We start from the raw sequence: 18,544 nt of genomic DNA on the forward strand, positions 1-18,544 counted from the left end.
GAGGCGGGAGTAGAGCGTAAACTGGATAGCGGGCTAGCCTTTTTCTCAACTCCAGCTTTTCCCGATGAGCGAGACGGTTGTCACCTCCCCAGGAGCAGCTGTCGCCCAGCCCGAGCCAGCCATTGCCGTTGCCGGCCTAAGCAAAACCTACCGCACCGGCTTTTGGCTAACCAAGGTGGTCACCCCTCTTAAGGATTTTTCGCTAACCGTGGCCCGCGGTGAAACCTTTGGGCTACTAGGGCCCAACGGAGCTGGCAAAACCACCACGATCAAGTGTCTGCTGGGCATTGTCGAGCCCACCAGCGGCAGGGGCACGCTCTTGGGCAAACCCCTGGGGGATCGCTCCATCAAGCAGCGGGTAGGCTACCTGCCGGAGAACCCCTATTTTTACGACTACCTGACCGCTTGGGAGTTTCTCCATTTTGCTGGCAAGGTGTTTCGCCTCTCGGACAGCCTCCTCAAGGAGCGGATCCCGCAACTGCTGGAGCTGGTGGGGCTTTCTATGGATACAGCCCGCAAGAAGCCAATGCGCACCTACTCCAAGGGCATGCTGCAGCGCACGGGCATGGCCCAAGCCCTGATCAACGACCCAGAGCTGGTGTTTCTGGATGAGCCGATGTCGGGCCTGGATCCCATGGGCCGCTACCAGATGCGGGAGATCATCCTGTCTCTCAAGCAGCAGGGCAAAACGGTATTCTTCAACAGCCACATCCTGGGGGATGTGGAGGTGATCTGCAGCCGCATCGGCCTCATGGTCGGCGGCAAGTTGGTGCAGCAGGGAACGTTGGACGAGCTGCTAGGCCAGAGCAAGAGCTACCGCGTGCAAGGGCACGGCGGCGCCGTAGAGCAGTTCCGCGACTGCCTTGAGCACTTCTCCATCCAAGGATCCCATTGGTCGGGAGAATGGAGCGGATCCCTGCCGGAGCTGCTCAATCTCCTAAACCAGGCGGGGGCGGTGGTAACCGATGTGCATTGGCAACGGCAGTCCCTAGAGGAGTTCTTTGTCGAGCAAGTGCGGGCCATTGAAGGGGATCGGCCACTCTCTGCCTGACCTGGCCCAGGTGTTTTGGAACGTCATTTCTACCGACTACGTCCTGCCTCAGCGATGACAGCGCGGTAGTACTCCTCTAGCTGCTGCGTGGCTGCGGACCAGCTCCAGCACTCGGCCTCCTGGCGGGCCTGTTGCCGGAAAAGTTGCCGCTGGTCGGCCCTCTCCAACAGTTGCCGTGTGGCTTGAACAAAGTCGCTGTCGGAGTCGGGATCAAAGAGAAAGCCGTTGCGGCCGCTGTCCACCACATCGGTAATGCCGCCGCAGCGGGGGGCGATCACCGGACAGCCGGCAGCCATGGCCTCTAACAAAACCAGCCCCAACGTCTCGGTGCGGGAGGGAAACACGAATAGATCGGCAGAAGCAAAGGCCGCCGCCAGCTCTTGCCCCTGCAAGTAGCCCGTAAACACCACGTCATAGCCAGCAAAATGCTGTTCCAGGGATCGCCGCTCCGGTCCATCCCCGACAATAGCCAGACGCGCCTGCGGGATCTGCTCCAGGAGCACCCGGATCCGCCCCACCTCTTTTTCTGCGGAGAGCCGACCCACGTAGAGCAACAGCGGCCGCTCTGGCTGCCCTGCGCTAAGGCGAGCCCGCATCTCTGGACTGGCGGCCTGGGGATGGAAGAGCTCCGTATCCACTCCTCGCTGCCACAGGTGAACCCGCTCGATGCCGTGGGCAGTGAGCTCCTGCATCATGGCCGTCGAGGTACAGAGGTTGAGCCGCGCCAGATTGTGCCCCAGCCTGAGGAGGTTCCACAAAACCCCCTCCAGAAAGCCCAGCCCATAGTGCTTCAGGTACTTTGGCAAATGGGTGTGGTAGGAGGCCACCAGGGGGATCCTCATGGTCTGACTGTAGTAGAGGCCCCCCAGACCCAAAACCGCTGGGTTGACCACGTGGATGACATCCGGTCGAAAACGGCTAAGCAGCCTGCCAATGGCCGGGCCGGGAGCAGCCAGCTTCAACTCTGGGTACAAGGGCAAGGGGAAGCCGGGGATCCCGTAAACCCGTGCCCGCGCAAACCGCCTGGGTGCTCCCTGAGGGGCAACAATCAGCACCGAGTTGCCGCGGGCCGTTAGGTGGCGCACTGTATGGCAAAGCCGGGTAACAATGCCATCTACCTTGGGCAAGAACGTCTCTGTAAACAGAGCTATGCGCATCGGGGATCCCAAGCCTACTGCTCCCACCCGTCGGACGGTGTCTTCAACGACTCTTAGGATGAGTGTTGCACAAAATGGCGACGCAACAACGGCTTGGGCACCCCCTCTAGCGGGACAGGCTAGCAGCAGGGCTGGCTGGCTGGATCTGGCCCAGGGCTGGGTCTTGGCCCAGAGTATCTGCCAACGTTTTGCTCACAGATAGCAGCATGGCCGCCAAAGCCAGGCCAATGACATCTCTCCACATTGTCCGCTCCCACACTCCTCACGCCCCTTACTGTAGCGGCGGCTTTTGCGGCCGGGCAGTGATGGGCAACGGATTTTTGGGTGATAGCAATCACTGCCAAAATTGCGGCTTTGCCCCTTTTGGCTAGTCGCGGAAGGCCAGTTGCAAGCTGCTTATCAGCACAACCAAAGAAAACACCGCCATCACCCCTCCCCAGAACCAGTAGGGCAAAAACAAATTTTGGGCTATCTGGCTGGAGTCGGAGAGGATCAGCCGCCCGTTGATGACAGCACCCTCCATAAAGAGATAGTCAACCTGGTGATAGGTGCTCACACAGGCCTGCACCCCCAGAAATTGCAGGACAAAGCCCCGCAACCAAGGGGAAGCCCAGCCAGCTACCGCCAGGATGCCCAAACCCATGGCGGGGAGGAGCAAGAGGCCAAAGGGAGAACGCACCCAGAGCAGCGTCGAGAGCAACAGCAGGGATCCCAAAAACACCAACCCCAGCCAAGCTGTGCTGCGGCGGCGGGAAGCGAGGATGAACAGAGCCCCAGCCAGCGGCGGGCCCATCGGCCCAGCGGCGGCCACCAAAGCCCGCCCCACCCGTCCTAAAAACAGCTCGCCACTGTAGATAGCTAGCCCCGAGCCATTGGGATAGATCTCCAGACGATGAAACTCTCCCCCCAACAGCAGCGCCGTCAGCCCGTGGCCCATCTCATGAAACCAGGTGGCCAACAGGGTAAAGGGATAGAGGAGGTAATTGCCCCCGGGAAACCGCCAGAGCAAAACCGTCAGCCCTGCAGCAGCCACCAGCCAAATCACGCTGTGCCGGTCAGGTTTTTCGGAAGGGGAAGAAGGCATAGGGGGAGAGGAGACTTGCCAAAAAAGAGTCTAGAACACCTAGGCCCGTAGACACCTGCTAGCGGTGCAGAGTTTCAAGCCATTGAGTCTTGCCAAGCCTCAGTTGGGGGAAGGGAACGCCGGGGATCTGCCTTATAAAGAGAGACGGGCTCCGCCTTGCCTTTGACCTCAAACCCATCTGAACGGGGACTTGCGATTAGGCTAACCCAAGGAGCTGCCGGCAGAGGAATTGAGATGAAGGTACTGCTAACCAACGACGATGGCATTGAGGCAGCAGGGCTGGCGCACCTCAGGCTAGCTCTCAGCGCTCTCGTTGCCGAGGAAAACTGCTGGATTGTGGCCCCTCACCAGCCGATTTCCGGCTGTAGCCACCAAGTGACGACGGGGCGGCCCTTCCGCGCCTGGGCCCGTGGCACGCGCACCTTTGCTGTAGAGGGATCCCCTGCCGACTGTGTGCGGGTGGCCTTGTTTAAGCTTGCCCCTTCCGTGGATTGGGTGCTTTCTGGCATCAACGAGGGAGGGAATCTGGGAACGGATGTGTACCTGTCCGGCACGGTGGCAGCGGTGCGGGAAGCGGCGCTGCGGGGGATCCGGGGAATTGCCATCTCCCAGTATCGGGCAGGAAGCCAACCCATCGATTGGGAGCAAGCGCAGCGGTGGACGCGGGAGATCTTGGCAGAGCTGATGGAGCAACCCTTACCTAGAGGCGCCTTTTGGAACGTGAACTTGCCCCACCTGCCGCCTGGATCCCCTTTGCCGGAGCGAGTTTACTGTCCCCTCTGCACGCAGCCGCTGCCGCTTGATTACGCCGTGGAAGCAGAGGGAGAAGGCTTGGAGTTGCTGTGGTTCCGCTACCAGGGGCGCTACGCAGAGCGCGCTCGCGATCCCCAAACCGACACCGATGTCTGCTTCTCCGGTCGGGTAGCCATCACCCAGGTGCACCTGACCTCAGGAGCTCCCCGGTGAGGGAGTGAGGTTGCGGGCGATGGTTCTCAGCCGCTGCAGCCGCAGCGCCGTCAGGATGTCAGAGGGATCCAGCTTCAGGGTTTGTTCCAGAGCCTCTGCCAAGTGTTGGGCTGCCTCCTGACGGGTATAGCCGCGGAACTGGGCGCGGCGCAGGGCAAATTCATCGGCATCGAAAGGGGCGCTCTCGCGATTGAGACTTTGCCAGATCTGTCGAACGGAGAGGGCCGTAATGCCCCCCGCTAGAAGAGCAGAGAAGGGGTGTTGCAGAGAGAGCTCCACCAGGGTGGTAATGCCCCCAAACAGCGCCAGCGATTGGTAAAACCCTGGCTGCAGCCAGTTGCGATGGCTAAGCCAGCCCACCTCCCGCAGAAACAGGAGATCTCGGTGCGGCTGCGGGATCCCTTGCCACCGGCGAAAGTCGATGGCAATGGTGCCCTGGGGCTGCCAGGGAGCCTGGCGGCGAGAAACCAGCAGCCTCTCGCCTCCCGAGTGAGGAACAACTTTGATCCAAGCTCGGAAGGAAGCGGGGAGCAGATCCCGCAAGCGTTCAATTTCTTCTTTTTGAAAGGTTTCCAAGGACTGGAAGTCTGGGCCACTAGTCATACTTACGTGTGCTGATTCTTGAACCCCCTCTCTAGCCTAGCGGCAGCAGGGGTGGCGTGAGGCTTGGCAAGCGAACGTTCTGGCTCCTGCGGCTTTAAGCTGAGAAGAAAAGCCCAGCCTGGATTGAACCATGCCGTGGTCAGCTCAGCCAGAGCCGCCGGCAGGGATCCTTTACGCCTATGCGTTTTTGCCAATGCCGGGGGCATCCCTGTGCCAATTCATCCAGCAAACCCCCGGCATCCAGCGGCCACTGCAGGTGTTCTCCCCGCCGGGGGGCCGCATTGCCGCCGCTATTGAGCCGCTACCCAACCCAGCGGCACTCCAAGCTTCGGACGAGGTACTCCTGCGTTCGGCTCTGCGCCATGACGAGGTGATCTGCCGGCTGTTTGCCCAGACACCCCTTCTGCCTCTTCGCTTTGGCACATGTTTTCTCTCGGCCGAAAAGCTGGGAGCCCACTTGTTAACCCAGCAGGCGGAGTACGAACAGGCGCTAGCTGCTCTCGGGAAAAGAGCCGAGTATTGCCTCAAAGGCAGGGTTCACACCCCGCTTCCTGGGGATCCCCCGCCCGCCCCCAGTGGAACGGCCTACCTGCTAGCCCGCAAGCAGGCCTACCTGCAACAGCGCCAGGCCCAGGAGCAACAACAGCAGGAGCTAGCCGTGCTGCAGCAGCTCTGGCCCCCTAATTGGCCTGTGCAGAGGGGGGATCCCCAGTCAGGAGAAGTGCTACGGCTATACTTTTTACTCACTCCCGCCGAACGGGAAGTTGCCGCCCAGCTCACCCAAACCTGGCTGGCGGAGCATTCCCACTGGCAATTGGACTGGAGTCCTCCCTTGCCCCCTTATCACTTCGTGGATGTCCTGCGGGATCTTTCTAGGTAGGCCCAGGCTGCTGGCCTGCTGCGGAGTCCTACCTGCAGCTTCTGACTCCACTGACCGCCAATGACCCTTCCCAGCGGCTCTCCTCAGACCAAGCCCTCGACCACCCCTCGGACGGCCCAGCCGGATCCCGTCCTCATCCTCGGGGCCGGCCTCATGGGGCGCCTGTTGGCTGCCAGTCTGCTTGAAGACGGCCATCGGGTGCACCTGGTGGAAGCAGCCCCGGCCACCGCCCCAGAAAGCAGCGCCGCCCATTTTGCCGCGGCCATGCTCGCTCCTTTGGCTGAGTCGGTCATCACCGAAGCCAGCGTGGTGGCCCAGGGGTACTACGCCCTCTCCCGCTGGCCCGCGCTGCTAGCCAGCCTGCCAGAGCCCGTTTTCTTTCAGCAGGAGGGCACCTTGATCCTCTGGCACCGTCAAGATGCCGGGGAAGCCAAGCGCTTCTCCAACTTGCTGGCCGCGGTGAGAGAACGCCTCCCCCATCTCCCCCGCCCCCAGCCGCTTGATGCCCAGGCCCTGGCTGAACTGGAGCCCTCGCTGGCCGGCCGATTTAGCCAGGGTCTCTATCTTCCCCAGGAGGGTCAACTAGACAATCGCCAACTGCTGTCGGCTACGCTGGCCAAGCTGCGGCAGCACGGGGTGGAGGTGGAGTGGGGATCCTCTTGGGATCTCGAGCGGGCGCGGGCCTGGCAGCAGCAAACCGGCGGCTGGGTTTTGGACTGCCGTGGTCTGGGAGCCCAAAAAGAATGGGGCGGGCAGAAACCGCTGCGGGGAGTGCGGGGGGAGGTGGTGCGTTTGTACGCTCCAGAAGTTTCGCTGCGGCGCCCAACGCGGCTATTACACCCTCGCTATCCCATCTACATTGCTCCTAAGCCAGGGCACCTATTCGTGGTGGGAGCCACTGAAATTGAATCCGAGGATCGCTCGCCCGTGAGCGTCCGCTCGGCTTTAGAGTTGCTCAGCGCCGCCTACACGGTTCACCCTGCCTTTGCCGAAGCGCGTATCCTAGAATTAGGCAGCCAATGCCGTCCCACCCTAGCAGACAACTTGCCGGCAGTGGTGGAGCCATCTCCACGCCTGTTGCAGATCAACGGCCTCTATCGCCACGGTTTTCTCATTGCTCCGGCCCTTCACGACGCCGTCCTGGAGTACCTTCACCACGGCAGTTGCCGCCTAGCCCAGCAGTTGGGGATCCCCTTTCAAGTGCAGGCTGCCTCGTTTCCCCAGGAGTCTCTGTCGCCATGCGGGTCTTGATCAACCAGAAGCCTTACGATTTGCCGGAGGGCGCAACTTTGGCCGAGGCCATCGCCCAGGTGGAGGTCTGTGGACCCTTTGCAGTGGCGGTTAACCTGGAGTTTGTGCCGCGCGCCCGCTACGAGCAAACCCGTCTGCAAGAGGGCGACCAGGTCGAGATCCTTGTGCCGGCTGCCGGGGGCTAGGGCATAGGCGCCTTCCTCTTTGTCCTAACTCTGTCCCAGCGATGTCCACTCTTCTTCAGCTTTCCCCTTCAATCCAGGCCGATGAGGATCCCTTGGTGCTCTACGGCCAGGCTCTGCCCAGCCGGCTAATGCTGGGGACAGCCCGCTACCCTTCGCCGGCTATTTTGGAACAGGCGGTGGCGCGGGCGCAGCCCTGCCTGTTGACGGTTTCCCTACGGCGCCAGGGTGCCCTAGGGCCAGAGGCCTCTCAGGGGTTTTGGGCCCTGCTGCAGAAGCTGGGGATCCCACTTTTGCCCAACACCGCCGGCTGCCACAGCGTGCAAGAGGTGATAACGACGGCGGAGATGGCCCGAGAGGTGTTCGGCACCGACTGGATCAAGCTGGAGCTGATTGGCGATGACTACACCCTGCAGCCGGATCCGGTGCAACTGCCCGTTGCCGCTGCCGAGCTGGTTCGGCGGGGGTTCAAGGTCTTGCCGTATAGCACCGACGACCTAGTGCTCTGCCAGCGGCTCTTGGATGCCGGTTGTGAGGTGGTCATGCCCTGGGCCGCTCCCATCGGCACGGGCAAAGGCCCCCTCAACCCCTACAACCTGCGCCTGCTGCGGGAGCGGATCGAGGCGCCGCTAATTGTGGATGCCGGCCTAGGCTTGCCCTCCCACGCTTGCCAGGTCATGGAGTGGGGCTTCGATGGGGTCCTGCTCAATACAGCAGTGGCCCTAGCCCGGGATCCGGTGGCGATGGCCGAGGCTTTCGCGGCAGCGGTGCGTGCAGGCCGCCAAGCCTACCTAGCGGGGGCAATGGCTCCGCAGGAAACACCCCAGCCCAGCACGCCTGTTCTGGGCACCCCCTTCTGGCACCAGGGTTAACTGTCAAGCGACAGGCTTTTGCGCCTGGATGACCTGCAGGGCTCCTCCAGCGTGCAGGGTTTGCCGGACGGACTGCCAGCCCTGGTGCTGCAGGTACTGGGGCAAGTCCAGCTTGAGGAAGTGCCAGGCAGTCTCGGTCTCAAACAGGGCTAGAAACAGGGCCAGTCCGGGCCAAAGTAGGGGCTGGTGGGGCGCGTGCAAATCGAGAAGTAAAAGCCTTCCCCCTGGCTTGAGCACCCGCCAGACTTCGCGCAGCGCTTGTTCGAGGTCGGGGAAGGTCAACTCGTGCAGGGCCAAGCTGGTGTGTACCCAGTCAAAGCTGCTGGCGGGAAAGGGCAGATCCTGGGCAAAGGCTTCCACAAATTCAACGTTGGGTAGGCGCTGGCGGGCTGCTGCTAGGGCTTTGGGTGAGGCATCCACGCCGACCACGTTTTGACATAGCTCGGCCAGAAGCGGTGTCACTTCCGCCGGCCCACAGCAGAGATCCAACACCCGATCCTGAGGTTGGATGGGGATCCCTTGCAGGGGCAAGCGCCGCAGCCGAGCATATCCCCCCACTGCCAGGGCCGCCGCGCGGCTAATGCTGCGGTAAAGCCAGGGAAAGCGGTAGCTCCAGTCGCGGAGGAAGGTGGCCATAGAGGCTTCTCCTACCCCACTAGCGGGATCTCCCAGCGTCACTTGCCGCCAAGCTGAGGGGAGTTGCTCCTTGCTCTGGACAGACTAGAGGTCAAGATCCCACAGCGGGAAGAATCCCACCAGCAGCTCCACAATCAGCAAAGCCGGCAACAGGTTGGCCACCCGCAGGCGCGCTAGGCCAAGCAGGTTAATGCCAATACCTAGGATGAGGATCCCACCGGTGGCCTCCAAGGCCGCAAGCAGGTCTGGACGCAGCAGGGGCTGCAGTTGTCGCGCCAGCAGGGCCACTCCTCCCTGAACCAGGAGCACCGGCAGGGCGGAAAACAGCGTACCCCAGCCAAGGCTGGCGGTAAAAGCCAGGGTGGCTATGCCATCCAGGGCAGCTTTGACCAGGAGCAGCGAGGGATCCCCCAGGCCATCCTGGATGGATCCCAGCAGCGTCATGGGCCCAACCAAAAAGAGAATGCTGGGGGCCACGAAGGCGCAAGCAATGGGGCTAGGGCCTAGCCAGCGGCTTACCTGCTTTTCTAGGGCTTGTCCCAGCCGCTCAAAGGCAGCCTCGAGATCGCTCCATTCCCCCAGCCAAGCTCCCCCGATCAAGGCCAGCAAGACCGTGACTGCCTGGGCGGCGCTGCTGAGGGTAAGGGCCATTTGCATCCCCAGAACCAACACCAGCAAGCCCATAGCTTGGAGCAGGGTTTGGCTGATGCGCTCCGGCAAACGACGGCCTACTGCCCAGCCAAAGCCGCTGCCCAAGAGGATAGCGAGGGCATTGACGAGGGTGCCAGCGCCAGGGGGAGCCATAAAACTTCTCGCCGGCCAGCCTGAATTATAAGTCTCCCTCAAAATCTTCTCCAAGCCGACAGGGAAGCACCTGGGCAGACTGGCCGTTTCTGCTGCCAATCCTGGCTATACTGGGGACATGCTCACAGAGGTGGGCTTTTACTCCACTCATGGGTTTTTGGAAAGGCCTGTTTGGGTCAGCAGGGGCTGCCACCGCCAAAGCGTCAACGCAAACGGCTACACCTGCCCCTCGCCAGGAGACGGTGGCGGTGGGGGGGGAGACTATTGTCTTTAGCCTGGATCCCAACGTAGATGTGTACGAGCTGGAAGAGCTGTGCGATGCAGTAGGGTGGTCGCGTCGCCCCATCCACAAAGTTAGGAAAGCTCTGCAGCACAGTTTTTTGGTGGTCTCGATGTGGCAGCAGCGGGGCAGCTACCGACGTCTCATTGGCTTTGCCCGCGCCACCTCGGACCATGCCTTCAACGCCACCATTTGGGATGTAGTGGTCCATCCTGAGTTTCAGGGCCGAGGGCTGGGCAGGCGGCTGATGGAAAAGGTCATTCAGGAGCTGCGCGCCCAGGACATCAGCAACATCACCCTCTTTGCCGACCGGGAAGTGGTCAGCTTCTACGAGCGGCTTGGCTTTACGGCCGACCCCGAGGGGATCAAGGGCATGTTTTGGTACCCGCGCTAGCCCATGGCTCCCCTGCCCACAGTGATCTTGCCGGGTTATCTGGCGGGCGCCTCGGAGTACGAGCCTTTGCGCCGGGAGCTGGAGAAGCGTGGCTATCCAGCGCGAGTGGTACCGCTGCGGGTAGCCAGTTGGCTGCCCACCCTGGGAGGAAGGCCGGTCACGCCTATCTTGCGGGCTCTCCAGGCCACTGTCCGACGTACCCAGGCCGAGTTTGGAGCTGAGCAGGTGAACTTGGTGGCCCACTCCGCTGGCGGCTGGATTGCTCGCATCTACCTGGGATCGGTGCCCTACGGAGGTCAGGTCTGGCAGGGGCGGGATCACGTGGCCACCCTGATTAGCCTGGGATCCCCTCACACCAGCCGGGAGCGCTGGACAAGGCGCAACCTGGACTTTGTGAACACCCACTACCCAGGCGCCTTCTGGCCTCAGGTCAAGTACGTGTGCGTGGCTGGCAAGGCCATCCAAGGACGGCGCGTGGGCTGGGGATCCCTGTGGCGGCGGGAGCACTACCTCAGCTGGCTAGCCTACAACAGCTACCGGCTCACTGCCGGCCAGGGAGAACTCTGGGGAGATGGCATCACCCCCATCGAGGCGGCCCACCTACCAGGAGCCATCAACCTCACCCTTCCCAATTGCTACCACTCGGGCCGCGGCGGACGATGCTGGTATGGTTCGCCGGAGGTAGTCGAGAGTTGGATTGCTTACTTGGCCTAGCTGCTGGATCTTGGGGGATCGGCGGTGGAGCCGCCGGGCAGGGAAGCCGCCGACTGGCGACGTTCCTGTTGACGCCGGGCCGCTTTTACCATCTCCTCGAGAGCAGCGCGCGCCTGCTTCAGGCGGTCCAAGCTGCTGCGGTAGAGCTCCAGGTCTTTTTTCACCCTCTCTGGCGAGAAAGGCAGCTTCCTAATCACCTCCTCCAGAAAGCGGCGGCTGCGCTCTTCGGGATCCTTATAGAGGGAGGCAGCTACTGCCTCGTAGGCCGTGTAGAGGCCAACGGCCAAAACTCGGCTGTAGGCATAGGGAGGCTGGGTCATGCGCTGCAAGATGGCCTTTAGCCCCCCCACATCCTCCGCCTCTGGTTTGAGGCAGAGCAGGTTGTAGCGCTGCTGGGGATCCCCACTGCGCAGGAGCTCCAGCAGGTCACGGGCATTCCTGCGCACCACCTCCGGCTTGAGGTGGAGAGCCTTACAGAGGGCGTTGAAGATGACCTCGCGCTGCTCAGGAGAAGGGTAAGTCTCCATCAGCCCGTTGTAGAGGGTAACCAGCCCCAGGGCAAAAAAGGGATCGTAGACAAAGGCGCTGTTGACCGTGGCTAGGTGCAGCTCCACCAGCAACTCTTCCACCACCCGGCGATAGGCGGGGTGAATAGGGCGAGGGTAGGCGCTCAAAAAAGCCGCTTTGGTGGCCGAAAAGGTGCGGACAGGATTCACAGGCAAAGAAAGAGAGCGGGAGGCGAACTTATAATATTCTCCCTCGGAGCGACCCCGCGGGCAAGCCAGGCTCTAGGGTTCAGTGGGGTGGGAGGGTTAGCGATATGGCAGCTACAGAGGGAACCATTGTCGTCAAAATCGGCACCTCCAGCTTGACGGATCCGCAGACGGGCTCCCTGCGCCTTTCCGTGTTGGGGCCCCTAGTGGAGGTGCTGACGCGGCTGCGCAACCAGGGCTATGCGGTAATCCTGGTCTCCTCCGGGGCGGTGGGGATAGGCTGTGCCCGCCTGGGCTTGCGCCAACGGCCGACGGCAATTGCGGAAAAGCAGGCGGTGGCGGCGGTGGGTCAGGGACGGCTGATTCGCCTCTACGACGATCTCTTCTCTGCTCTCAACCAACCCATTGCCCAGGTGCTGCTCACCCGAGGCGACTTCGTGGAGCGCAGCCGCTACGTCAATGCCAATCGCACCTTCACCCAACTGCTGCAGATGGGGGTTATCCCCATCGTCAACGAAAACGACACGGTGGCGGTGGAGGAGCTGAAGTTTGGCGACAACGACTCCCTCTCTGCCCTGGTGGCGAGCATGGTGCAGGCCAAGTGGCTGATCCTCCTCACCGACGTGGACAGGCTCTACTCCGCTGATCCCCACCGCGATCCCTCCGCCGAGCCCATCGAGCGGGTGGAGCACGGCATGCCTTTGCGGGTGAAGGCGGAAGCCCACGGCAACAGTGGCTGGGGCACCGGCGGCATGGCAACCAAGCTCGCTGCGGCTCAAATCGCCACCGCTGCCGGCGTGACGGTCGTGATCACCAACGGCAAACGGCCCGACCAGATCCCAGCCATCTTAGCCGGCGAGCCCATTGGCACCCGCTTTGAGCCCGCTCCTCAGCCGGTTAGCGCCCGCAAGCGGTGGATTGCCTACGGCCTTATCCCCGAGGGATCCCTGACCTTGGATGAAGGAGCCGTGCGGGCAATCTGTGAGCAGGGGCGCTCGCTGCTGCCAGCGGGGATTACCGACGTTTCTGGCGACTTTGAGGCGGGGGCTGCCGTGCGCCTGTGCGATCCCAGCGGGCGAGAGGTGGGGCGGGGCCTAGTCAACTACAGCGCCGAGGAACTGCGGCGGATCAAAGGCAAGAAAACTGCTGAAATCCCCTACATCTTGGGCTACGAGGGAGTCGATACCGCTGTCCATCGGGATAACCTGGTCCTGCTGGAGTGACCCTCAGTCGCCGGGCTTGACCACCCACTCCACAGGGGTTTTGGTGGGATCCGGCAATTTCAGCGAAAACAGCCCCGCCGCCAAGATCAAGAGGGTGGAAAACCAAAGACAGCCCTCCAATCCGTAGAACTGGAAGAGGATCCCAGAAGTTACCGTCCCCAACAGCCGCCCGCCGGAATTAGCCATGTAATAAAAGCCCACATTGAGGGCTACGTCGTCGTCTTCCGTGTAGGCCAGCACTAGATAAGAGTGCACCGCCGAGTTAAAGGCAAAGACAATCCCAAAGAGGATGAGGCCGCCAGTGACCACCCACTCCGGCGGGAGGTCGGCCATGAAGGCGGTGGCAATGATGGCTGGCACTGCGGTCAAGGTAAACGTCCAGATTTGGAGAGTGCGGGCCTTGGGCGCGCGGCCCGGGCGACCCCCTCCCAACAGCTGCGGCGCCAGAAACTGGATGATCCCATAGCCGATGACCCAGATGGCCATGTAGCTGCCCACCTGCATGAAGGTCCAGCCCAGGCTGTCGTAGAGAAACACGGGCAGGGCCACCACAAACCACACATCCCGCGACCCGAACAGGAAGAAGCGGGCTGCTGAGAGAAGGTTGATCTCGCGGCTTTTGGAAAACAGGCGTTTGAAGGGGATCTTCGCCTTAACCTTGCCCATGTCTGCTGGCAGCAGCGCCCCCGAACAGAAGATCAACGCCAGCGCCCCCGCCTGCACGAAGTTGGCCATGCGGAAGCCCATGGGATCGCCGTAGATCTCGGTGAAGATCTGCAGCAGGGCCGCTCCCACAAAGAACCCCACCCCCTTGAGGGCGTTTTTGGATCCCGTCAGCATGGCCACCCAGCGGAAGAGGCGGGATTCAGCCTCCCTGGGCACCACCAGGCGGATGGCGCTCTTGGAGCTCATCTTGGTGAGATCTTTGGCGATCCCGGCTAGGGCTTGGGCCGTCATCACATAGGCCACCTGGCCCCAGACCGGCCACTGCAGGTTGATCACCCCCAGCATCACCAGGCCAAAGATCTGAATGGCAATGCCGCCGTAGAGGGTCAGCCGCAGGCCAAAGAGGGATCCAATCCAGCCGCCCAGGAAGTTGGTGATCACCCCGAAGATCTCGTAGAAGAGGAACAGCATGGCAATCTGAATCGGGGTGAAGCCCAACTTGTGGAAGTGGAGCAGCACCAACATGCGGATGGCGCCGTCGGTGATGGTAAAACCCCAGTAGGCAGCGGTTACCAGGGCGTAGTTGCGCACAGCAGCCGCTTGGGCGCTTGAGGCAGCAGTCATGGGCAGGTCTCCAAAGGACTTACAGACTAAGGGCCACCTTGCGGGCCAATTCCGCCATGCGGTTGGCGTAGCCCCATTCGTTGTCGTACCAGGCCAGAACCTTTACCTGGGTGCCGTCCACCACCAGGGTTGAGAGGGCATCCACAATGCTGGAGCGGGGATCTCCCTTGAAATCCACGGAAACCAAGGGCAACTCCTCATAGCCCAGGATGCCCTTGAGTTCGCCCTCGGCTGCCGTTTTTAAGAGACGATTAACCTCTTCCACGCTGGTAGGCCGCCTCACCTCAAACACGGCGTCGGTCAAAGAGGCATTCAGCAGGGGCACGCGCACCGCAATGCCGTTGAGCTTGCCATTTAACTCGGGGTAGATAAGGCCAATGGCTGTGGCAGAACCGGTGGTGGTGGGCACCAAGGAGAGCAAAGCCGAGCGGGCTCGCCGCAGATCCTTGTGGGGAGCATCCACCAGCGTTTGAGTGTTGGTAACAGCGTGGACGGTGGTGATCACCCCGTGCAGGATGCCGATCCCCTCGTGGATGACTTTCACCAAGGGGGCCAAGCAGTTGGTGGTGCAGGAGGCGGCGGTGAGCAGGTGGTGGCGGGACGGGTCGTAGAGGTGGTCGTTGACGCCCATGACAATGTTGAGGGCCTCTTTGTCCTGGACAGGGGCAGCCACAATGACCTTGCGCACCCCGGCCTTGAAGTAGGCCTCCAGCCCTGCGGCTTTCACAAACTTCCCTGAGCACTCCAGCACCAGGTCGATCCCCAACTCAGCCCAGGGCACTTCGCCAGGAGATTTGCACTCGCTAAAGGTCAGGATTTTGTCCTGGATGCGCAACTTCTGGTCAGATCCCTCGATGTCGAGGTTCCAGCGGCCCTGCACCGAGTCGAACTTAAGCAAGTGAGCTGCGGCAGCAGGCCCGCCCTTGATCTCGTTGATGTGGGCAAACTCCAGCTCCGGCCAACCCCAAGCTGCCCGCAGCACCAAGCGTCCAATGCGGCCAAAACCATTGATGCCTACCCGCGCCGCCATCCCCCTCTCCTTCCAACGTGCAGCTAGGGAGAACCCCGCCCAGAGCTTATCAGAAGCACCCCTGCATTTCAAGTTGGGAAGTTGGGCAGCAGCGGTGTGTATTTTAGGTTCCTACAGTCCAGGTGTTGCTGTACTCAATCTGCTCCGGGGTGAGGCTGTCGATCTGGACCCCCATGGCCTTGAGCTTAAGGCGGGCAATGGCCTCATCCACCTCAGGAGGGATGGGGTGCAGCCCTGGAGCCAGCCGACCTCGGTTTTTCACCAGGTACTCGCAGGCCAGCGCCTGGTTGGCAAAGCTCATGTCCATAACGCTAGCCGGGTGGCCTTCGGCAGCAGCTAGGTTGATGAGCCGGCCCTCTCCCAGCACGAATACCGATTTGCCCGATTGAAGACGGTACTCTTCCACGAAGGGGCGTACTGTCTGCCGGGAAACGGCTCGCTCCTGCAGGGCCCCTAGGTCAATCTCGATATCGAAGTGGCCGGCGTTACAGACCATTGCCCCATCCTTCATGGCGTCGAAGTGCTCGCCGCGGAGGACATGCTTGTTGCCCGTGACTGTGATGAACAGATCCCCCAGGGGGGCAGCCTCGGCCATGGGCAGAACGCGAAAGCCGTCCATGACCGCTTCCAGGGCCCGCGCCGGGTTGACCTCGGTCACGATGACCTGGGATCCCATGCCGCGGGCTCGCATCGCCACTCCCCTGCCGCACCAGCCATAGCCGGCCACCACCACCGTCTTCCCGGCCAGGAGAAGGTTGGTACAGCGCAGAATCCCGTCTAGGGTGGATTGGCCAGTGCCGTAGCGGTTGTCAAACAGGTGTTTGGTTGCAGCGTCGTTAACGGTCATCACTGGGAAGCTGAGCACCCCCGCCTTCAGCATGGCCCGCAGGCGCACCAAACCGGTGGTGGTCTCCTCCGTGGTGCCGATGAGCTCGGAGAGCTGCTCCTGCCGATGCTGCACCAGCTCCGCCGTTACATCGCCGCCGTCGTCGATGATGAGGTTGGGGCGGTGATCCAGGGCAATCTGGACATGGCGGCGGTAGGTTTCCACATCCTCCCCCTTGATGGCAAAGACTGAGAGGCCGTAGTCGGCCACCAGGCTAGCGGCCACATCGTCTTGGGTGGAAAGAGGGTTGCTGGCAATGAGGACGCTCTCGGCTCCACCCGCCTGCAGAGTCAAGGCCAGATTGGCAGTTTCGGTAGTGACATGACAGCAGGCCACTAGACGCAGGCCAGCCAAGGGCTTTTCTTGGGCAAAGCGCTCCCGAATCTGGGCCAGCACCGGCATCTCCCGCGCCGCCCACTGAATCCGCTGCTTGCCCAAGGGAGCAAGGCTCAGATCCTTGACTTCATGCTTAGGTAGAGACAGAGTAGCACTGCTCATGAGAAGACTCCCAACGAGGACTCCAGACAGGGAGAGGCCGTTCCAATGTCGCCAAGATGGAAACCCGGATGTCCACAAGCCTGAACTATTCTCCCACAAGGGAGCCCTTTTCGGCGCTGGGGCTGGATGTGGGCGATCGCCGCATTGGTGTCGCCGGCTCCGATGGGCTGGGGCTATTGGCCACTGGCCTGGGGGTGATCCAGCGCCGCTCCCTCGCAGAAGATATCGCTCAAGTGCAGGCGTGGATTCGCCGCCGCCAGGCCACCGTGGTGGTGGTTGGGATCCCTCTTTTGGCCGATGGCTCGGTGGGATCCCAAGCCCGCAAGGTGCAGCGCTTTGTGCAGGCTCTCCAGGCGGCTGTGGATTTACCCATAGAGACAGTTAACGAGTACCTAAGTACCGTGCAGGCGGAGTGGGATCTGCGCCAGGCAGGGATACCCGCCAAAGCCCAGAAGGGTTTAATCGATCAGCAGTCGGCGGCCGTGATTTTACAAACTTGGCTGGATGAGCGGCGCTACCGCTCCACCTCAAAGGCTCCCTGCCGATAGTCGACTAAAGCGTAGCCACCACCAGGCCGATATTCCACGAGGGCCACATCGAAGCGGCAGGCTGCTTCCGCTACCTGGGGATGCTGGCTCAGGAAGGCTTGGGCAGCTTGGATCAAGCGCTGCTGTTTCCGGGTCCCAACTGCCAAAAGTCCGCCCTGATCCCAGCCCTGGCCGCGGCGGGTTTTAACTTCCACAAAAACCAGCAGCCCTGCCTTGTAGGCCACCAGATCTACCTCCCCCCACTGACAACGCCACCGCCGGGCCAGGATCTGCCAGCCTTGCCCTTCCAGGTACCGCTGCACGCAGGCCTCCCCGGCCCTGCCAGCCTCTTGAGGGGCGGTGTGCTTGCGCCTAGTGGGCAGAGCCGTTGCCATGATACTTGTCAGTGTCGTAGAAGCCGTTGCGGGTGCCAAAGTAGAAGCTTGCCAAAGAGAGGATCAGGGCAACCGCCACCAAGATCGATTTTGCCTCCACGCGGTTTTCTCCCACCTTTGTCCTCAGCCATGATAGCCTAACCCGCCGCCACCCCCTACCCTTGGTTGAGGCAGAATGGGAGGAGCGTCGCTACTGCTTTTTGCCTCTCAAGCTTACCGTTTTCCTGCAGCCTCCTATGTCTTCCACGCCCTCTATGCCAACTGCTTCCAGCGAGCCTCGCATCCTCTTGGGCCTGCGGGCCGACGAGTTTCGCCATCCAGTGGATCTGCAAGCCACCCGCTCTCTGCAGCAACTGCCGGGCCTAGGCCTGCTAATTCAAAACTTGCTTGGCTCCACGGCGGGGGAGATGTTTTACCTGGATAACATTGCCTCCAGCATCCAAATCAACGAGCAGCAGTTGCCGGAAGTTTACCAGCTTTTGGTTCAAGCCTGCCGCATTTTGGATCTGGAGGTGCCCCAGCTCTATGTGCGGCAAAACCCTGTGCCCAACGCCTACACTTTTGCCATGCAGGGGAAAAAGCCTTTCATTGTCTTGCACAGCTCCCTGCTGGATTTGCTGGAGCCAAAGGAACTGCAAGCTGTCATTGCCCATGAACTGGGCCATCTCAAATGCAACCACGGCGTCTATCTGACGATGGCCAACCTTCTCGTGCTCTCCACCAGCTTGCTCCCCTTTGGCGGCCTGTTCTACCGCGCCCTGCAGGATCAACTGCTGCACTGGCTGCGCTGTGCTGAGTTTACCTGCGACCGGGCAGCGCTGCTGGTTACCCAGGACGCCAGAACCGTAATCTCAGTGCTGATGAAGCTGTGCGGCGGCTCGCCGCAGTTGGCCGCCAAGCTCAACGTGGATGCCTTTCTGGAACAGGCCCGCACCTACGAGGAGCTGGATAGCGATCTCTGGCAACTGGAGCTCAAGCAACTCCAAACCCTTGGCCGTACCCATCCGTTGCCGGTGCTGCGAGCCCGAGAGATCGAGCGCTGGTTCCGCAGTAACACTTATCAGCAAATTCTCGAGCGGCACGGCGTCCCCGCGTTCTAGAAACCAGG

General features: G+C 61.6%; 22 protein-coding genes. 11 read left to right on the forward strand and 11 right to left on the reverse strand.

Annotated elements, in window-relative coordinates; all coding sequences use genetic code 11:
• The first annotated feature begins 64 nt into the window (after positions 1 to 64).
• Complete coding sequence (locus NW806_RS04775; RefSeq protein ID WP_414410213.1) at positions 65 to 1,051, forward strand: ABC transporter ATP-binding protein; 987 nt, start codon at positions 65 to 67, stop codon at positions 1,049 to 1,051.
• A gap of 29 nt (positions 1,052 to 1,080) precedes the next feature.
• On the opposite strand, the gene NW806_RS04780 is transcribed toward NW806_RS04775, so the two are convergent.
• Together NW806_RS04780 and NW806_RS04785 are read right to left on the reverse strand one after the other, a co-directional pair.
• A complete protein-coding gene (locus NW806_RS04780) occupies positions 1,081 to 2,208 on the reverse strand; it encodes a glycosyltransferase family 4 protein (RefSeq protein ID WP_414410214.1) in 1,128 nt (375 codons plus the stop codon).
• A 367-nt stretch (positions 2,209 to 2,575) separates the two neighbouring features.
• Positions 2,576 to 3,292, reverse strand: coding sequence for a M50 family metallopeptidase (locus tag NW806_RS04785; protein ID WP_414410215.1), 717 nt, complete (start codon positions 3,290 to 3,292; stop codon positions 2,576 to 2,578).
• 234 nt (positions 3,293 to 3,526) lie between these two features.
• Here NW806_RS04785 and surE point away from each other — a divergent pair, with 234 nt between their 5' ends.
• Positions 3,527 to 4,258: a 5'/3'-nucleotidase SurE gene (surE, locus tag NW806_RS04790; protein WP_414396002.1), complete on the forward strand. Its 732-nt coding sequence runs from the start codon at positions 3,527 to 3,529 to the stop codon at positions 4,256 to 4,258.
• On the opposite strand, the gene NW806_RS04795 is transcribed toward surE, so the two are convergent.
• Positions 4,241 to 4,861, reverse strand: a complete 621-nt coding sequence (locus NW806_RS04795; RefSeq protein WP_414410216.1) for a DUF3318 domain-containing protein — start codon at positions 4,859 to 4,861, stop codon at positions 4,241 to 4,243. The genes surE and NW806_RS04795 overlap by 18 nt on opposite strands.
• 130 nt (positions 4,862 to 4,991) lie before the next feature.
• Here NW806_RS04795 and NW806_RS04800 point away from each other — a divergent pair, with 130 nt between their 5' ends.
• Genes NW806_RS04800 through NW806_RS04815 form a run of 4 tightly spaced genes read left to right on the forward strand, consistent with a single transcriptional unit; the run spans position 4,992 to position 8,046 of the window.
• Positions 4,992 to 5,741 carry a GvpL/GvpF family gas vesicle protein gene (locus NW806_RS04800; RefSeq protein WP_414410217.1) on the forward strand — a complete coding sequence of 250 codons (750 nt, stop codon included), beginning with the start codon at positions 4,992 to 4,994 and terminating at the stop codon, positions 5,739 to 5,741.
• Between the two features lie 60 nt (positions 5,742 to 5,801).
• Complete coding sequence (locus NW806_RS04805) at positions 5,802 to 6,992, forward strand: FAD-dependent oxidoreductase (protein ID WP_414410218.1); 1,191 nt, start codon at positions 5,802 to 5,804, stop codon at positions 6,990 to 6,992.
• Positions 6,980 to 7,177, forward strand: coding sequence for a sulfur carrier protein ThiS (gene thiS, locus NW806_RS04810; RefSeq protein WP_414395995.1), 198 nt, complete (start codon positions 6,980 to 6,982; stop codon positions 7,175 to 7,177). Before NW806_RS04805 ends, thiS begins: the two co-directional genes overlap by 13 nt.
• Before the next feature lie 41 nt (positions 7,178 to 7,218).
• Positions 7,219 to 8,046: a thiazole synthase gene (locus tag NW806_RS04815; protein WP_414410219.1), complete on the forward strand. Its 828-nt coding sequence runs from the start codon at positions 7,219 to 7,221 to the stop codon at positions 8,044 to 8,046.
• A gap of 3 nt (positions 8,047 to 8,049) precedes the next feature.
• On the opposite strand, the gene NW806_RS04820 is transcribed toward NW806_RS04815, so the two are convergent.
• Together NW806_RS04820 and NW806_RS04825 are read right to left on the reverse strand one after the other, a co-directional pair.
• Complete coding sequence (locus NW806_RS04820; RefSeq protein ID WP_414410220.1) at positions 8,050 to 8,682, reverse strand: class I SAM-dependent methyltransferase; 633 nt, start codon at positions 8,680 to 8,682, stop codon at positions 8,050 to 8,052.
• Positions 8,683 to 8,766: 84 nt separating this feature from the next.
• Complete coding sequence (locus NW806_RS04825) at positions 8,767 to 9,486, reverse strand: DUF554 domain-containing protein (protein WP_414410221.1); 720 nt, start codon at positions 9,484 to 9,486, stop codon at positions 8,767 to 8,769.
• 149 nt (positions 9,487 to 9,635) lie between these two features.
• On the opposite strand from NW806_RS04825, the gene NW806_RS04830 reads away from it, so the two are divergent.
• Together NW806_RS04830 and NW806_RS04835 are read left to right on the forward strand one after the other, a co-directional pair.
• The gene (locus tag NW806_RS04830) at positions 9,636 to 10,160 is read left to right on the forward strand and encodes a GNAT family N-acetyltransferase (RefSeq protein ID WP_414395987.1); all 525 of its coding nucleotides are present in this window, start codon (positions 9,636 to 9,638) and stop codon (positions 10,158 to 10,160) included.
• A 3-nt stretch (positions 10,161 to 10,163) separates the two neighbouring features.
• Positions 10,164 to 10,874, forward strand: a complete 711-nt coding sequence (locus NW806_RS04835; RefSeq protein WP_414410222.1) for an esterase/lipase family protein — start codon at positions 10,164 to 10,166, stop codon at positions 10,872 to 10,874.
• Here the strand turns inward: NW806_RS04835 and psb29 are convergent.
• On the reverse strand, positions 10,871 to 11,590 hold the full coding sequence (gene psb29 / locus NW806_RS04840) for a photosystem II biogenesis protein Psp29 (protein ID WP_414410223.1): 720 nt from the start codon (positions 11,588 to 11,590) through the stop codon (positions 10,871 to 10,873). The two genes, NW806_RS04835 and psb29, sit on opposite strands and share 4 nt — an antisense overlap.
• Positions 11,591 to 11,694: 104 nt before the next feature.
• Between psb29 and proB the strand changes: the two genes are divergently transcribed.
• Positions 11,695 to 12,810 (forward strand): glutamate 5-kinase, encoded by a 1,116-nt coding sequence (gene proB, locus NW806_RS04845; protein ID WP_414395981.1) that lies wholly within the window; start codon positions 11,695 to 11,697, stop codon positions 12,808 to 12,810.
• Positions 12,811 to 12,813: 3 nt separating this feature from the next.
• On the opposite strand, the gene arsJ is transcribed toward proB, so the two are convergent.
• The 3 genes from arsJ to ahcY form a co-directional block, all read right to left on the reverse strand.
• The gene (gene arsJ / locus NW806_RS04850) at positions 12,814 to 14,100 is read right to left on the reverse strand and encodes an organoarsenical effux MFS transporter ArsJ (RefSeq protein ID WP_414410224.1); all 1,287 of its coding nucleotides are present in this window, start codon (positions 14,098 to 14,100) and stop codon (positions 12,814 to 12,816) included.
• Positions 14,101 to 14,119: 19 nt separating this feature from the next.
• Entirely contained in the window at positions 14,120 to 15,130 is a 1,011-nt protein-coding gene (locus tag NW806_RS04855; protein WP_414410225.1) for an ArsJ-associated glyceraldehyde-3-phosphate dehydrogenase, read from the reverse strand.
• A 103-nt stretch (positions 15,131 to 15,233) separates the two neighbouring features.
• The gene (gene ahcY / locus NW806_RS04860) at positions 15,234 to 16,514 is read right to left on the reverse strand and encodes an adenosylhomocysteinase (protein WP_414410226.1); all 1,281 of its coding nucleotides are present in this window, start codon (positions 16,512 to 16,514) and stop codon (positions 15,234 to 15,236) included.
• Between the two features lie 68 nt (positions 16,515 to 16,582).
• Between ahcY and ruvX the strand changes: the two genes are divergently transcribed.
• A complete protein-coding gene (gene ruvX / locus NW806_RS04865) occupies positions 16,583 to 17,062 on the forward strand; it encodes a Holliday junction resolvase RuvX (protein ID WP_414405168.1) in 480 nt (159 codons plus the stop codon).
• Here the strand turns inward: ruvX and NW806_RS04870 are convergent.
• Positions 17,029 to 17,436 carry a YraN family protein gene (locus NW806_RS04870; protein ID WP_414410227.1) on the reverse strand — a complete coding sequence of 136 codons (408 nt, stop codon included), beginning with the start codon at positions 17,434 to 17,436 and terminating at the stop codon, positions 17,029 to 17,031. The genes ruvX and NW806_RS04870 overlap by 34 nt on opposite strands.
• A complete protein-coding gene (locus NW806_RS04875; RefSeq protein WP_414396121.1) occupies positions 17,414 to 17,536 on the reverse strand; it encodes a hypothetical protein in 123 nt (40 codons plus the stop codon). The genes NW806_RS04870 and NW806_RS04875 overlap by 23 nt, the downstream gene beginning before the upstream one ends.
• Positions 17,537 to 17,672: 136 nt before the next feature.
• On the opposite strand from NW806_RS04875, the gene NW806_RS04880 reads away from it, so the two are divergent.
• Entirely contained in the window at positions 17,673 to 18,536 is an 864-nt protein-coding gene (locus NW806_RS04880; RefSeq protein WP_414410228.1) for a M48 family metallopeptidase, read from the forward strand.
• The last annotated feature ends 8 nt before the right edge of the window (positions 18,537 to 18,544 follow it).

Source organism: Synechococcus sp. W65.1 (assembly GCF_047461615.1).
Lineage (GTDB): Bacteria > Cyanobacteriota > Cyanobacteriia > Thermostichales > Thermostichaceae > Thermostichus.

What these genes read in the sequence shown, in the direction of transcription:
- NW806_RS04775 (WP_414410213.1), top strand. Translation starts at nt 65, where the DNA reads ATGAGCGAGACGGTTGTCACCTCCCCAGGAGCAGCTGTCGCCCAGCCC.
- NW806_RS04780 (WP_414410214.1), bottom strand. Translation starts at nt 2,208, where the DNA reads ATGCGCATAGCTCTGTTTACAGAGACGTTCTTGCCCAAGGTAGATGGC.
- NW806_RS04785 (WP_414410215.1), bottom strand. Translation starts at nt 3,292, where the DNA reads ATGCCTTCTTCCCCTTCCGAAAAACCTGACCGGCACAGCGTGATTTGG.
- surE (WP_414396002.1), top strand. Translation starts at nt 3,527, where the DNA reads ATGAAGGTACTGCTAACCAACGACGATGGCATTGAGGCAGCAGGGCTG.
- NW806_RS04795 (WP_414410216.1), bottom strand. Translation starts at nt 4,861, where the DNA reads ATGACTAGTGGCCCAGACTTCCAGTCCTTGGAAACCTTTCAAAAAGAA.
- NW806_RS04800 (WP_414410217.1), top strand. Translation starts at nt 4,992, where the DNA reads ATGCCGTGGTCAGCTCAGCCAGAGCCGCCGGCAGGGATCCTTTACGCC.
- NW806_RS04805 (WP_414410218.1), top strand. Translation starts at nt 5,802, where the DNA reads ATGACCCTTCCCAGCGGCTCTCCTCAGACCAAGCCCTCGACCACCCCT.
- thiS (WP_414395995.1), top strand. Translation starts at nt 6,980, where the DNA reads ATGCGGGTCTTGATCAACCAGAAGCCTTACGATTTGCCGGAGGGCGCA.
- NW806_RS04815 (WP_414410219.1), top strand. Translation starts at nt 7,219, where the DNA reads ATGTCCACTCTTCTTCAGCTTTCCCCTTCAATCCAGGCCGATGAGGAT.
- NW806_RS04820 (WP_414410220.1), bottom strand. Translation starts at nt 8,682, where the DNA reads ATGGCCACCTTCCTCCGCGACTGGAGCTACCGCTTTCCCTGGCTTTAC.
- NW806_RS04825 (WP_414410221.1), bottom strand. Translation starts at nt 9,486, where the DNA reads ATGGCTCCCCCTGGCGCTGGCACCCTCGTCAATGCCCTCGCTATCCTC.
- NW806_RS04830 (WP_414395987.1), top strand. Translation starts at nt 9,636, where the DNA reads ATGGGTTTTTGGAAAGGCCTGTTTGGGTCAGCAGGGGCTGCCACCGCC.
- NW806_RS04835 (WP_414410222.1), top strand. Translation starts at nt 10,164, where the DNA reads ATGGCTCCCCTGCCCACAGTGATCTTGCCGGGTTATCTGGCGGGCGCC.
- proB (WP_414395981.1), top strand. Translation starts at nt 11,695, where the DNA reads ATGGCAGCTACAGAGGGAACCATTGTCGTCAAAATCGGCACCTCCAGC.
- arsJ (WP_414410224.1), bottom strand. Translation starts at nt 14,100, where the DNA reads ATGACTGCTGCCTCAAGCGCCCAAGCGGCTGCTGTGCGCAACTACGCC.
- NW806_RS04855 (WP_414410225.1), bottom strand. Translation starts at nt 15,130, where the DNA reads ATGGCGGCGCGGGTAGGCATCAATGGTTTTGGCCGCATTGGACGCTTG.
- ahcY (WP_414410226.1), bottom strand. Translation starts at nt 16,514, where the DNA reads ATGAGCAGTGCTACTCTGTCTCTACCTAAGCATGAAGTCAAGGATCTG.
- ruvX (WP_414405168.1), top strand. Translation starts at nt 16,583, where the DNA reads ATGTCCACAAGCCTGAACTATTCTCCCACAAGGGAGCCCTTTTCGGCG.
- NW806_RS04870 (WP_414410227.1), bottom strand. Translation starts at nt 17,436, where the DNA reads ATGGCAACGGCTCTGCCCACTAGGCGCAAGCACACCGCCCCTCAAGAG.
- NW806_RS04880 (WP_414410228.1), top strand. Translation starts at nt 17,673, where the DNA reads ATGTCTTCCACGCCCTCTATGCCAACTGCTTCCAGCGAGCCTCGCATC.